Annotated in this window: 11 protein-coding genes and 1 pseudogene; 11 read left to right on the top strand and 1 reads right to left on the bottom strand. The window is 52.2% G+C overall.

The features are described from left to right. Positions 1-7: 7 nt before the first annotated feature. From EHW58_RS08620 to EHW58_RS08575, 10 genes and pseudogenes are all read left to right on the top strand, one after another. The gene (locus EHW58_RS08620) at positions 8-1,834 is read left to right on the top strand and encodes an extracellular solute-binding protein (RefSeq protein ID WP_152795932.1); all 1,827 of its coding nucleotides are present in this window, start codon (positions 8-10) and stop codon (positions 1,832-1,834) included. Between the two features lie 8 nt (positions 1,835-1,842). Next, entirely contained in the window at positions 1,843-2,709 is an 867-nt protein-coding gene (locus tag EHW58_RS08615) for an ABC transporter ATP-binding protein (RefSeq protein WP_077606755.1), read from the top strand. Positions 2,710-2,724: 15 nt separating this feature from the next. Continuing rightward, the gene (locus EHW58_RS08610) at positions 2,725-3,612 is read left to right on the top strand and encodes an ABC transporter ATP-binding protein (RefSeq protein ID WP_152795930.1); all 888 of its coding nucleotides are present in this window, start codon (positions 2,725-2,727) and stop codon (positions 3,610-3,612) included. Between the two features lie 288 nt (positions 3,613-3,900). Beyond that, positions 3,901-4,917 carry a TRAP transporter substrate-binding protein gene (locus EHW58_RS08605; protein WP_152795928.1) on the top strand — a complete coding sequence of 339 codons (1,017 nt, stop codon included), beginning with the start codon at positions 3,901-3,903 and terminating at the stop codon, positions 4,915-4,917. 62 nt (positions 4,918-4,979) lie between these two features. Further along, positions 4,980-5,537: a TRAP transporter small permease subunit gene (locus EHW58_RS08600; RefSeq protein ID WP_077606753.1), complete on the top strand. Its 558-nt coding sequence runs from the start codon at positions 4,980-4,982 to the stop codon at positions 5,535-5,537. Then, on the top strand, positions 5,530-6,846 hold the full coding sequence (locus EHW58_RS08595) for a TRAP transporter large permease subunit (RefSeq protein WP_152795926.1): 1,317 nt from the start codon (positions 5,530-5,532) through the stop codon (positions 6,844-6,846). Before EHW58_RS08600 ends, EHW58_RS08595 begins: the two co-directional genes overlap by 8 nt. Positions 6,847-6,925: 79 nt before the next feature. After that, positions 6,926-7,426 (top strand): gluconokinase, encoded by a 501-nt coding sequence (locus tag EHW58_RS08590; protein ID WP_152795924.1) that lies wholly within the window; start codon positions 6,926-6,928, stop codon positions 7,424-7,426. After that, on the top strand, positions 7,423-8,913 hold the full coding sequence (gene gndA / locus EHW58_RS08585) for an NADP-dependent phosphogluconate dehydrogenase (protein WP_152795922.1): 1,491 nt from the start codon (positions 7,423-7,425) through the stop codon (positions 8,911-8,913). The genes EHW58_RS08590 and gndA overlap by 4 nt, the downstream gene beginning before the upstream one ends. A 109-nt stretch (positions 8,914-9,022) precedes the next feature. Continuing rightward, a complete protein-coding gene (gntR, locus tag EHW58_RS08580) occupies positions 9,023-10,024 on the top strand; it encodes a gluconate operon transcriptional repressor GntR (RefSeq protein ID WP_152795920.1) in 1,002 nt (333 codons plus the stop codon). Positions 10,025-10,473: 449 nt separating this feature from the next. Further along, positions 10,474-11,538 (top strand): annotated as a pseudogene (locus EHW58_RS08575) (phospholipase D-like domain-containing protein); the annotation flags it as partial. Between the two features lie 96 nt (positions 11,539-11,634). On the opposite strand, the gene EHW58_RS08570 reads toward EHW58_RS08575, so the two are convergent. Next, complete coding sequence (locus EHW58_RS08570; protein WP_069361928.1) at positions 11,635-12,498, bottom strand: YicC/YloC family endoribonuclease; 864 nt, start codon at positions 12,496-12,498, stop codon at positions 11,635-11,637. Between the two features lie 160 nt (positions 12,499-12,658). Between EHW58_RS08570 and rph the strand changes: the two genes are divergently transcribed. Beyond that, positions 12,659-13,378, top strand: a complete 720-nt coding sequence (gene rph, locus EHW58_RS08565; protein WP_069361927.1) for a ribonuclease PH — start codon at positions 12,659-12,661, stop codon at positions 13,376-13,378. The last annotated feature ends 31 nt before the right edge of the window (positions 13,379-13,409 follow it).

Genomic DNA, 13,409 nt, shown 5'->3' with positions numbered 1-13,409 from the left:
AATCACGATGAAAAAACTGATCCTTGCGACCTCAATCTCAATGTTTAGCCTGACTGGCTGGGCGGCGGATTTGCCTGAAAACCTCAATTGGCAAACCAACTGGGATGCGCCTAAAATCGGCTCTCCCGACGCCAAACGTGGCGGCGTTTTGCGCTCACACTTAAGCTCCTTTCCCCAGACGCTGCGCACGGTTGGCCCAGACTCCAACTCAGGCCTGCGCAGTTATTTTCTCGATGAAATGCCTTCATTGGTAAAGCGCCACCCAGACACCTTGGAATGGATCCCGGATTTGGCCAACGAGTGGGCCTATGGCGACGACCATAAAACCATCTACTTTAAACTGAACCCAGAGGCGACCTGGTCGGATGGCGAGCCCGTCACCGCTGATGATTTTGTCTTTATGATGCAGTTCTACCGCTCGAAAGACATTGTTGCCCCTTGGTACAACGACTACTACACCAACACCATTGGTGGGGTAGAGAAAATTGACCAACACACCATTACGATCTCGACCGCGATAGAGAAAAGTGACGAAGATCTGATGTATACCCTGGGTAGCTTGGTCCCACGTCCCGCGCACTTTTACGCCAATCCGCGCAAAGATGAAAACCACGATGGCATTGCCGACGACTTTGTACGCCGCTACAACTTCAAACCGACCCCCACCGTGGGCCCGTACGAGTTAGCGCGGGTGCAAAAAGGCCGCAGCGTTACCTTTGAGCACGTGGATGACTGGTGGGGCTACACCAACCCCTATTATCAGCACCGCTATAACGTCGACAAAATTCGTCTGCGGGTGATCCGAGATAACGACATCGCCATGAAGCACTTTGAAAAAGGCAACTTGGATGTGTTCGACTTGCTATTACCGGATGTGTGGCACGACAAAACCCAATCTGAACCTTATAAAAAAGGCTATATCACCAAATTCTGGGGCCACAACGAATTACCGGTTGGCGCGGGGGGGTTATGGATGAATACCGCCATGCCGCTGCTGGATGACATCAATGTGCGCAAAGGCATCATCTATGCCACGGACTTTGATGGCATGATTGAAAACATTACCCGTGGTGACTACTCACGCAAGCCCCATGCAATGGGGCATGGTCATGGTGAGTACGATAACGATGGTGCGACGCCACCACCGTTTGACCCTGAAAAAGCGATCAGCTATTTCGAAAAAGCCGGCTTTGACCAAGTGGGCCCTGATGGCATTCGTGTTAACGACAAAGGCGAGCGTTTAAGCTTTGCGATTACTTATGGGTATCAGCATCACACGCCGCGTATTGCCTATTTGAAAGAGCAAGCGAAGCAAGCGGGGTTGGACTTTACCATTCATCTGGTTGATGGCTCATCGGCGTTTAAATACGTGCTGGAGAAAAAGCATCAGCTAGCGTTTCTTAATATGGGCACCTCAGAAATCCCGGCCTATTGGGAGTACTTCCACTCGGATAACGCCAATAAAAAGCAAACCAACAACCACACCAATTATAGCTCCCCGGCGCTGGATAAGTTGATCATGGCGTACAAGACCGAATTCGACATGGCGAAGAAATACCAGCTGTCGCACCAGATCCGCGCTAAGATCTCAGAAGCTAGTGTGATTGTGCCCGGGTACATGGTGCCCTATGTGCGTCAAGGTTTTTGGCGTTATGTGCAAATCCCAGATAACGCAATGACCAAGCGCACCGAGAAGATGGTGACCAGCGGCCGCGTGATGGGCTTTGGCACCTTCTGGATCGATGAAGAGATGAAAGACGCCACCGAAGAGGCCATGGACGATGATAAAGCCTTTGAGCCGGTGACCATCATTGATGACAGATACAAGCTGTAGAGGCGCTTATGACCCAGGATGTCATTCTTTCGGTTAAGGATTTGACCGTTAATTTTACCACTGACGATGGCCCCCGTGAGGTACTTCACGGGGTGAGCTTTGAAGTAAAAGCCGGGCGCACGCTCGGCTTGGTGGGCGAGTCGGGCAGTGGCAAAAGTGTCACGGCAATGTCGATCATGGGCTTGCTCCCTAAGCCTTACGGACAGGTGACCGGCGGCGAGATTCTGTATCGCGGGACAGACTTGGTGACCTTGCCCGCCAAAGAGCGCTATGCAATGCGCGGTAATCGGATCTCGATTATCTTTCAAGACCCAATGACGGCGCTGAACCCTGTGCACACCATTGGTCGGCAAATCAATGAAGTCTTGACGCTACACCGCCCAGAGCTCGACAAAAAAGCACGTGCGGCGTGTGCGCTCGATATGCTGGCTAAGGTGAAAATCCCGATGCCAGAAAAGCGACTGAACGAGTATCCGCATAACCTATCCGGCGGGATGCGTCAGCGGGTAATGATCGCGATGGCACTGGCCTGTAAGCCTGACATCTTGATTTGTGATGAGCCAACCACCGCCCTAGATGTGACGGTGCAGGCCTCGATTTTGGACTTGATCAACGAGCTGCAAGAAGAAACCGGCATGGCGGTGATTTTTATCACTCACGATCTGGGGGTGGTCGCAGAGGTGTGTGACGATGTGGCGGTGATGTACGACGGCCAAATTCGCGAACGCGCTGATATCTTTACCTTGTTTGATCATCCAGCCCATCCGTATACCAAGCGGTTGTTGGGATTAATGCCGGGGCGTCACCATCAGCCCAAACAGATGATTGATATTCGGCCGCTGGAAGAGTTTGATGCCGCGCCATCATCCACGTAGTTGCAGGAGAACGCGATGAGCAAGGAAGTCCTCAGAGTAGAAAATCTGAAGCAGTATTTTGTCTCGGGCAAGGGCCTGCTTCGTCAAGGCTACACCATTAAAGCCGTCGATGGCGTATCGCTCTCGGTATCCCAAGGCGAAACGCTCGGGCTAGTGGGCGAGTCGGGGTGTGGCAAAAGCACCCTTGGCCGTACCATGCTTAAGCTGTTTGAGCCGACCGAAGGGAAAATTTTCTTTGAAGGTAAAGACATCACGCATTTATCGCCACGTCAGATGCGGCCACTGCGTAAAGACATGCAGATTGTCTTTCAAGACCCGCTCGAGTCGCTCAACCAGCGCCATACCATTGGTGGGATCTTAGAAGAGCCCTTTATTATTCACAATATTGGCACCGCGAAAGAGCGTCGCCAATGGGTACTTGAGCTATTAGATAAAGTCGGCTTGCCCCACGATGCGGTTAACCGCTATCCGCATGAGTTCTCGGGCGGCCAGCGCCAGCGGATTGGTATTGCGCGAGCGATTGCCCTTAAACCGAAACTGCTTATTTGTGACGAATCTGTCTCCGCCTTGGATGTGTCGGTGCAGGCACAAATTCTTAATCTGTTGCTGAAGTTACAGCAACAGATGAACTTGGCGATGATTTTTATCTCCCACGACTTATCGGTGGTTCGCCATATCTCCGATAAGGTGGCAGTGATGTACTTTGGTCATGTGGTGGAAGAGGGTCTGACCGAAACCGTCTACCATCAGCCGCAGCATGAGTACACCCAAAAGCTACTCTCCGCGATCCCAATCACCCATCCCAAATATCGCAAACACAAACGCCGCGCTGAGCAGCCGGCCGCTGACGCGGATATTCAGCACGAGTCGGTGGGCGAAAAAAAGCCTGAAACCACCCGCTAGCACCGTTTCCCACCCTGTTTCAGGGTGGGCATCGGTTCATGCTTACGCTTTTTACCGAGGACGCTAGCACGACAACCGCCAATGTGGTGTGCCTCACACTTCTTCCTCTTTGCTTTATCCTTGTGACAGATTAATCAATAACTGTGAGTGCGATCTCTGTTCATGCATCAGTGTTACCGGTAACTTTACGACGTAGAACGTTGGTAACATAACTATTACATCCAGTGTTTCGACCAATCGCATTCCAGGACTTTGGAATAAGTGGAAATAAAACAAGGACATCCTACTATGAAAGCAATAACGAAAACCCTGCTCGCTGCCTCTATCTCTGGCTTGTTCTCTGTGTCAGCGATGGCGGCGGATTTTAATCTGAAAATCCAATCCTCTGATCCCTCTGGTGATCTCAACTTTAAGGTTCAGCAGCGCTGGGCGGATCGTGTTGAGACCATGTCTGATGGCCAAATCAATATCGATTTATTGCCTGTCGGCTCTGTGGTGAAACACACCGAGACTCTTGGGGCGATAAAAATGGGGGTCCTGGACGGCCATGTCACCGCCACGGGCTACTTTTCGGGCAAAGATCCGGCCTTTGGCTTGATTGGTAATATGGTCGGTGCCTGGTCCGATACCACCCAGCTGCTGCAATACATGAATTACGGTGGCGGGAATGAGCTGATGACTGAGCTTTACGCTCCGTACGGCGTGCAGTTTGTAGGCGCATCGACCACAGGCGTTGAGTCGTTTATTTCCAAAAAACCGATTGATGGCGTGGCTGATCTGAAAGGGCTCAAACTGCGTGCCCCGGAAGGCTTGGTGCAGCAAGTGTTTGCCGCCGCTGGCGCCACACCGGTTAACTTGCCGGGCTCGGAAGTCTTTACCGGTCTGAGTAAAGGGGTGATTGATGCGGCCGATTACACCGTGTTTTCCACCAACCAAAAAGCGGGCATGAATGATATTGCACCGCACCCAGTGCAACCAGGCTTCCACTCGCTGCCACTGATTGATATCTCTATTGCGCAGAAAAAATGGGACAAGATGCCGGAAGACTTGCAGACCATTTTGAAAACCTCTGTTCGTGACTTTTCTTACGACATGACCACCCAACTGAAAATGGCAGATATGGCAGCCGTGAAAGAGGCCAAAGCCAACCCAGAGATCACTATCCACGATTGGTCTGACGAAGAGCGCAAGAAGTTTCGTGAAATTGCCAAAACCCAATGGAAAGTGTTTGCCGAGCGCTCACCGAATGCGCAAAAAGTGTATGACTCAGTGACCGAGTTCTTAGAAACCAATGGCTTGTTGTAAGCATTCATCCTTGTCTTGTCAGTGATAGGAGGGCATCGCCCTCCTGATTGTGGACCTATTTTATGACTGAACAAACACCTCATACCCCGCCCGAGCCCGACGAGCACCCAAGAAACGTACTCGATAGAGCGATCATTAAGGTGAGCCACCTATTAAGTTGGTTGTTTATCGCCACCGTCTTTATCTCTTTTTATGAAGTGGTGATGCGCTACCTGTTTGATTCGCCCACCACCTGGGTGCATGAAACGGCCTCATTTATCGGCGGCTCTTTGTTCATTATCGGTGGGATTTATGCCTTCGCGGCCAATCGCCATGTGCGTGTCGTCCTGGTTTACGACGCGGTGTCGTCACAAACGCGCAAATACCTCAACCTAGTTCATCACCTCGTGGGGCTCGCGTTTGCCAGTATGCTGGCTTATTCATCCTACTCACTTGCCAAGGAAGCTTGGTTTGCACCTTGGGGCGAATTACGGCTTGAGACCTCGGGGTCTGTGCTTAATGCGCCCTATCCGGCGCTGCTTAAAGGGCTGATTTTTATCGCGCTGTGTATTCTCGTGATCCAGTTTGTATTGCATCTCATCCAAGAACTGATGGGACTGAGGAACAAAGACGATGTTTGATTTATCTTCGATTGGACTGGCATGGGGAAGCCTGCTCATGCTGGTGATGCTGATTGGACTGCTGCTCACTGGGATGCAATTGGCGTTTGTGTCTGGGTTTGTGGCGATCTTTTTTACCCTCTTTTGGTTTGGCCCCGAGGCGATGCCATTAATTGCCAGCCGTACCTACAGTTTTGCCTCTGGTTACGTCTTTTTAGCCGTGCCGATGTTCGTGTTGATGGCAGCACTGCTTGACCGTTCAGGCATTGCCAAAGATCTTTTCGATGCCATGAAGTCCCTAGGGCGCAAGGTGAGAGGCGGGGTCGCGGTACAAACCATTTTAGTCGCGGTGTTGCTGGCTTCTATGTCTGGCGTGATTGGCGGTGAAACCGTGTTATTGGGGATCTTGGCGTTACCGCAAATGCTCCGCCTTGGTTATGATCGCAAACTGGCGATCGGGACCACCTGTGCCGGGGGCGCGCTCGGGACCATGCTGCCGCCCAGTATCGTACTGATTATTTACGGCATGACCGCCAGTGTATCGATTGGCGATTTGTTCAAGGCATCCTTTCTCCCCGCCTTTATTCTTGCCGCCTGTTACATCGCTTATGTGTTGGTTCGCTGTAAGTTAAACCCATCTCTGGCACCGATCCCAAGCGACAGCGGCGAAGAAGAGGAGCCGCAAGTGAGCTACTTTAAGGCGCTGTTTTTCCCGCTTTTCTCGGTAGCGGTGGTGCTTGGCAGTATTTACACCGGGGTGGCCTCGGTCACTGAAGCCTCGGCGCTTGGTGTGGTGGGGATCATGCTGTCTGCGATTGTCCGTGGTGAGATGAACCTTTCGATGCTCAAAGAGAGCGCGATTGCCACTATGCGCACTTGCGGGATGATCATGTGGATTGGCATTGGTGCCAGCGCCCTGGTGGGAATCTACAACCTGATGGGCGGGATTGATTTTGTTGAACAAGTGATCCTGAGCCTAAGTGGCGGCAGTGCGATAGGTACCTTGCTTATCATGATGGTGATCTTACTCGTCTTAGGGATGTTTCTAGACTGGGTCGGGGTGGCGCTGTTAACCATGCCGATTTTTGTGCCCATCATCACCGGGCTTGGTTTTGACCCCATTTGGTTCGGGGTGGTGTTCTGCCTCAACATGCAGGTGTCGTTCCTTTCGCCACCATTTGGACCCGCTGCCTTCTACCTTAAATCGGTCGCCCCGAAAGACATTAGTCTTGGTGAGATTTTTACCTCACTCCTGCCTTTTATCGCCCTGCAAGTGTTCGTGCTGTCATTGGTGATTATCTTCCCTGAGTTGGCAATGTGGTGGCAATGATCATGGTATTAAAACAGCAATATCGAGTTATCAAGATGTTATCGCTGGCTTGTGGCCTGGCTAAGGGTTGTGGTGTGTAATGAAAGTAAAAAAACTATTAATCATGGGGGTTTCAGGGTGCGGCAAAAGCCTGATTGGCAGTGAAATTGCCCGTGCACTCGACCTGCCTTTTTATGACGGTGACGATTATCATCCCGCTGACAATGTAGAAAAAATGCGGCAAGGGATCCCACTGACTGATGCTGACCGTAGTGGCTGGTTGCGCACCTTGAACCGTCTGTACACCGACAACGAAGCGGCGGTGATTGCCTGCTCAGCATTAAAACCGGAGTACCGTGACGTTCTGCGACAAAACAACCCAGAGTTAGTGATTGTCTACCTGCAAGGGGATTACGCCACGATTTGGTCACGGCTACAAAATCGGGCTAACCACTATTTTCATGGTGAAGCCATGCTGCGTAGCCAATTTGACGCCTTGGTCGAGCCCAGTGCTGAAGAGGCTTTGTTTGTCGATATCTCTTACCCCGTCGACACCGTGGTCGCGCACGCGTTGCAACAAATAAAGGAGATGGAGTCATGATGCCATCACAGATAAGTCTGGTTGGATTAGGTGTGATGGGGAAAAGCCTGGCTTTAAACCTTGTCGATCATGGCTTTAATGTCGCAGGCTTTGATATTAACCCGCATCACCGGCAAGCGGCGCGCGAGGCCGCGTTACCCCTGAATCAGGCGTCGGGAAAAGGCCAGCTAACGGTGGTCGATTCGCTATCTCAGCTGCTGGCCAGTTTGCAAACGCCGCGTGTTATCGCCTTGTCGGTGCCCGCCGGCGAGGTTGTTGATCGGGTGATCGATGAGTTGTTGGCGGCGGGTCTTGCACCTGACGATATTGTTATCGATACCGGCAACAGCCTGTGGACAGATAGTGAGCGGCGCGCCCGCGACTACCAAGGGCAGTTGCGCTTTTTTAACACCGCCATCTCCGGTGGGGAAGTGGGCGCGCGTACCGGCCCCTCGCTGATGGCCAGTGGCGATGCGTCAGCGTGGGCGCAGGTTAAACCCATGTGGTTGGCGATTGCGGCAAAAGTGGATCACGCCGGTCAGCCTGTGGGCCAGTTTGAGCTGGGGGAGCCGTGTGCCGCTTACTTGGGCGGTGCGGGTGTGGGTCATTATGTCAAGATGGTACATAACGGCATTGAATATGCGGACATGCAGTTAATTGCGGAAGCGTATCATTTTATGTCGCAAGCACTAGGACTGTCGGCGGTAGAAATTGGCCAATGTTTTGCTCGTTGGAACCAAGGGCCGCTCAATAGCTACTTGATGGCAATCAGCGCCGAGATCTTACAAACCCCAGACCCTATCACAGGTAAGCCGTTCGTCGAGGTGGTGCTGGATAAAGCTGGCCAAAAGGGAACAGGCATGTGGACGGCAGTGAATGCGCTGCAAACTGGTGTCGCGGCCCCGACCATTGCCCAGGCGGTGTTTGCACGCGCCCAAAGTGGCTTAAAAGCGGTGCGAGTGGCGGCAGCGAAAACTCGTACCAACTCAGCGGCTGTTGCGTATGATGATATTGATACGCAGCTTGAAAACCTACACGACGCCCTGTATTGCGCCAAACTATCGGTGTATGCCCAAGGGTTTGATCTGATCAACTCCACCGCGCAGCAACAAGGCTGGACACTGGATTTTGCGCAAATTGCCAAGATTTGGCGCGCAGGGTGCATTATCCGCGCGCAATGTTTAAGCGAGATTGCCAGCGCGTATCAACAGACGCCAGATGTCGCTAACTTGCTTCTTGTCGCGCCCTTTGCCGAGGCGGTGAGTCGCCAAGCTTCCGGCTGGCGTGCGACCGTTGCCAGTGCCGCGCAAGCGGCGGTGCCTATTCCCGCGATGGCGGCGTCATTGAGCTATTTTGATGCTCTTCATAGCGAGGTGTTACCCGCTAACTTGCTTCAGGCTCAGCGCGACTATTTTGGCGCCCATGGTTATGCACGTGTCGATGATGATGGATCACGCCAGTACCATTTGACTTGGAGTGACCAGCCAAAGCGACAACAAACACGATAAGCCAACGCGCGCTGTGATGGGCGCGCCTTTTTGTTACACGTAACAACAAAAAGGGCCAAAGAGTGGGTATGATGGAGCCAAAACAAGACTGCATCAACGAAAGACCCAGATGGCGAATAAGAAAAAGCGACCGACATTACAAGACATTGCCGATCGAGTCGGCGTCACCAAAATGACAGTAAGCCGCTGTTTACGCGACCCGGCGATGGTCTCGGACGCCGCCCGTGAAAAAATCCAATTGGCGGTAGAGGAACTGGGTTACATTCCCAATCGTGCCCCCGATATTCTCTCCAATGCAAAATCCCATGCAATTGGCGTACTGGTGCCTTCCCTGACCAACCAAGTCTTTGCCGAAGTGATCCGCGGGATTGAATCCGTCACCTCACCAGAGGGCTATCAAACCATGATTGCCCACTACAGCTACAGCGCCGCGCTCGAAGAGCAGAGCATTGAGTCTTTGCTCTCGTATAACGTCGATGCGATCATTTTGTCCGAAAATGTGCATACCGATAGAGCGCGTAAAATGCTGCAAACCGCCTCGATTCCGGTGATTGAAATAATGGATAGCGTATCTCCACGCCTCGAGCAAGCGGTCGGTTTTGACAACACTAAAGCCTCGCGCGATATGACTAAGGCCCTGATTGAAAAAGGCCGCCAATGCATCGCGTATTTTGCCGCCCGTATGGATGAACGCACGCGCCTAAAGCTTGAGGGCTATCATCAAGCGATTGCTCAAACCCAGCAAACGCCGATCAGCCTGCAGACTGAAGACGCCTCATCATTTACCTTAGGGGCCAAGTTACTCGGTCAGCTGCTTGAATTACATCCCGAGGTGGATGGCATTGTTTGCACCAACGATGACTTGGCGATTGGCGCTTTATATGAGTGCCAACGACGCGGGTTCAAGGTGCCGGAACACATTGCGATTGCCGGTTTTCACGGCCACGACATCAGCCAAGCCATGCTCCCCAAATTGGCGACAGTGATTACCCCCCGAGAAGAAATCGGCCGCGTCGCCGCCACCGAGCTTATCGCCCGACTCCGCGGCGCCGACACCTGGCCGAGCCACATCGATCTTGGCTACCGCATCGAACACGGGGAGAGTATTTGAGGCAGGGATCATGACACAGCGATGAGGCGTTGTCTGCGAACGCGTTAACCGCTATTTATCGCTAGCGTGAGTATGGCTGCCAGCAAACGTACGAGCAAGCAAATCAGACTTGCCCCAGTGGCGATGATGCGGCATCACGCTATTTGCATCAGCTGCACGATTATTCTGCGTTCTTTTAATTGCGGTTTAAGCGCTTTGTAGCAGCCAATAGCCGTCGTGAAGCGTTGTTCGCAAAAAATATCGTTGAGTTTTGATTGGTTGAGAGTCTTTATGTCCGCCTATAGGTCTACACATTGTTACCTATGAAGTCACTTTGTGTAGACCTCAGACGAGAGTGTGACTTAACTCTTTGTTACTATTGTTTGAAAAGTATAGAAAAGTGATCTTTTCATAGTGCCTACAATCCGTGGTTTGTAAGGTGAAACTGGCTTACCGCGTGGAAGGAAAAAATGCAGCAGGTCGGAATTTATGAGCAGCTGGTAACGCAGCTTATTGAGAGCCGTATTGATCGAGAACGATTCTATGTGGGTGAGCGAGAGCTTACCAGCAACGAGGCGTCCGTTTGGTTGTCTCGCTTTTTATCGCATGTTTTACATCATGTGCTCGACGCGGTGCCCGCCAGTGACGATCGCCTAGCTCAGCAGATTTCGCTATCCAACCAATTCTTGCTGTGGCTGAAAACCCAGATCCACGATAAAGACATTATCGACGATAATCTGCTCGCGAGTCAGGGGAAAATACTGACGGCCCTTTATGAGTTTGAAAACCCGATAGCATCTGATTTACCGCGTTATGTGCAAGATGTTTTCCCGCTAACCGGCTTAACGCAAAGTGAGCTTTTTTGTGGCAGTAATGCGGGCCTTTCATTGGAGTCAGAGCTGAAAAGAGAGATTTTATCCGCAGACAAAATCTATTGGTTGGTGTCATTCATCAAATGGGCAGGGATAAGAATTTTCCGCAAAGAGCTGGAAGCCTTTACCCGTAGTGGACGCGAGTTAAAAGTTATCACTACGTCATACATGGGCGCGACAGATGCGAAAGCGGTGGAGTACTTAGCCAGCTTACCCAATACCGAGGTGAAGTTAAGCTACAATACTGAGCGCGAGCGCCTTCACGCAAAAAGCTATTTGTTTTTACGCGAGACCGGCTATCACACCGGTTATATCGGATCGTCAAACCTCTCTCATTCTGCACTGACGAATGGTTTGGAGTGGAACCTAAAAATTACCTCGCAAGAAATTCCCCACATTATCAATAAATCACTCAGCACCTTTGAAACGTATTGGGCGTCGCATGAATTTGAGCGGTTTGATGGAGATGTAAAAAGTACCGAAAAACTGAATCAAGCCCTTCGGCAGCAGCGCGGTGGCGAAGAAGATGGCGCTACGTTTTTCTTCGACCTGACCCCTTTTCCTCACCAGCGTGAAATCCTGGAGCAGCTGACGGTTGAGCGCCAGACGCATCAACGTTTTCGCAATTTAGTGGTGGCGGCAACAGGCACTGGTAAGACACTGACTCGCATAACGCTATAGGCGATACAAAACAACCCGACATGTAGAGCCGAGCTGTCTTTATATAACAGATAGTTGAGCGCCGCGAACCGCTATTTATCACTCAATATTCTGGATCTGCTCGCGCATTTGCTCGATAAGCACTTTGAGCTCGACGCCGGAGGCGGTGATTTCGGTGCTGATTGATTTGGAGGCGAGGGTGTTGGCTTCGCGGTTGAACTCTTGCATCATAAAGTCCAAGCGTCGGCCGCAGGCGCCGCCTTTTTTGAGGATTTTATGTGCTTCTGAAACGTGTGAGTCCAAGCGGTCAAGCTCTTCTGCGACGTCGACTTTTTGCGCCAGCATCACCATTTCTTGCTCAACGCGGGCTGGATCGAGTTCCACTTGTGCTTCTTCTAAGCGTGTGGTTAAACGTTCACGCTGCCACTCAATCACGGTGGGCATCTTTTCACGCACTTTGATCACTTCGGCGCTAATGGCATCGAGTCGCTGCTCAATCAGGGCTTTCATGTTCTCGCCTTCGCTGGCACGTGCGGCGATAAAGGCATCGAGTGCTTCATCAAGACCAGCTAATAAGGCGCGGTGTAGCTCGTCGGTGTCTTGCTCCGGCGCTTCCATCACGCCTGGCCAGTTCAGGACTTGAAACGGATTGATGTTGCCTTCACCCGCGGTCTCTTTCACCCATTTGGCGGCGTGAATCACTTGCTTGGCCAAGGCTTCATTGATGGTGAGCTTATCTTGGCTGGCTTGTGAGGTATCAAAGCGCAGGTTGCATTCCACTTTTCCGCGGGCTAGGCGCTTGCGGAAACGCTCGCGTACCACAGGCTCAAGGCTACGTAGCTGCTCAGGCATGCGAATGTAGGTTTCGAGATAGCGCTGGTTAACGGAGCGGATTTCCCAAACCGCGTTGCCCCAATCGCCCTTGAGTTCTTGTCGGGCGTAGGCGGTCATACTGTGGATCATGTGTACCTGCTCTTGTGTGCTGAAGGTGAATGGCAAAGATTATACGCATCCGCGCCCCTGTCGTCAGCTGTCTTGGTCTGTCGGGCGGACAGGGATCGCAAGCGGGCGGAGAAACACGTATAATCGCGCCCACATTCTGTCAGTCAATAAGGTAACTTGCATGCGCCCAAGTGGAAGAGCACTCGACCAAATTCGTCCCGTTAGCTTTACCCGAGGTTTTACGGCCCACGCAGAAGGCTCTGTGTTGGTGTGCTTTGGTGATACCAAGGTGATTTGTAACGCCACGATTGAAGAGGGCGTGCCGCGCTTTTTAAAAGGCAAGGGCCAAGGTTGGGTGACTGCCGAGTATGGCATGTTGCCACGTGCAACCCACACCCGTAACCGTCGTGAAGCGTCCAGCGGTAAACAAGGTGGCCGTACCGTCGAAATTCAACGTTTGATTGGCCGCAGTTTGCGCGCCGCGGTCGATTTAAAAGCACTGGGTGAGCGCACCATTACCGTTGACTGTGACGTGATTCAAGCCGACGGCGGCACGCGCACGGCGTCCATTTCGGGGGCGAGTGTAGCACTGGCGGACGCGCTTAACGCGCTGGTACGCGAGGGCAAGCTTGCGGCTAACCCGATGCGTGGGCATGTGGCTGCTGTATCAGTGGGCATTTATCAGCAAACGCCAATTTGCGATCTGGAATACGTGGAAGACTCGGCGGCCGATACCGATATGAATGTGGTGATGCTCGAAGATGGCCGCATGATTGAGGTGCAGGGCACCGCCGAAGCGGAGCCGTTTACCCCCGATGAGCTAAACGCGATGCTCGCGTTGGCCAGTAAGGGCATTGATGACATTGTCGTCGCGCAAAAATCGGCACTCGCCGACGCATAACAGATTGAATAGCTCCCACATCGGGGGCTAT

Source organism: Salinivibrio sp. VYel1 (assembly GCF_009377945.1).
In the GTDB taxonomy this organism is placed as follows: domain Bacteria; phylum Pseudomonadota; class Gammaproteobacteria; order Enterobacterales; family Vibrionaceae; genus Salinivibrio; species Salinivibrio siamensis.
Note: the sequence above shows the minus strand (reverse complement) of the source record. Positions and strands in the feature narration are given on the sequence as shown.

Coding starts and splice junctions, on each gene's coding strand:
- EHW58_RS08590 (WP_152795924.1), top strand. CDS start 6,926: ATGAAAGTAAAAAAACTATTAATCATGGGGGTTTCAGGGTGCGGCAAA.
- EHW58_RS08600 (WP_077606753.1), top strand. CDS start 4,980: ATGACTGAACAAACACCTCATACCCCGCCCGAGCCCGACGAGCACCCA.
- EHW58_RS08615 (WP_077606755.1), top strand. CDS start 1,843: ATGACCCAGGATGTCATTCTTTCGGTTAAGGATTTGACCGTTAATTTT.
- EHW58_RS08620 (WP_152795932.1), top strand. CDS start 8: ATGAAAAAACTGATCCTTGCGACCTCAATCTCAATGTTTAGCCTGACT.
- gntR (WP_152795920.1), top strand. CDS start 9,023: ATGGCGAATAAGAAAAAGCGACCGACATTACAAGACATTGCCGATCGA.
- rph (WP_069361927.1), top strand. CDS start 12,659: ATGCGCCCAAGTGGAAGAGCACTCGACCAAATTCGTCCCGTTAGCTTT.
- EHW58_RS08610 (WP_152795930.1), top strand. CDS start 2,725: ATGAGCAAGGAAGTCCTCAGAGTAGAAAATCTGAAGCAGTATTTTGTC.
- gndA (WP_152795922.1), top strand. CDS start 7,423: ATGATGCCATCACAGATAAGTCTGGTTGGATTAGGTGTGATGGGGAAA.
- EHW58_RS08595 (WP_152795926.1), top strand. CDS start 5,530: ATGTTTGATTTATCTTCGATTGGACTGGCATGGGGAAGCCTGCTCATG.
- EHW58_RS08570 (WP_069361928.1), bottom strand. CDS start 12,498: ATGATCCACAGTATGACCGCCTACGCCCGACAAGAACTCAAGGGCGAT.
- EHW58_RS08605 (WP_152795928.1), top strand. CDS start 3,901: ATGAAAGCAATAACGAAAACCCTGCTCGCTGCCTCTATCTCTGGCTTG.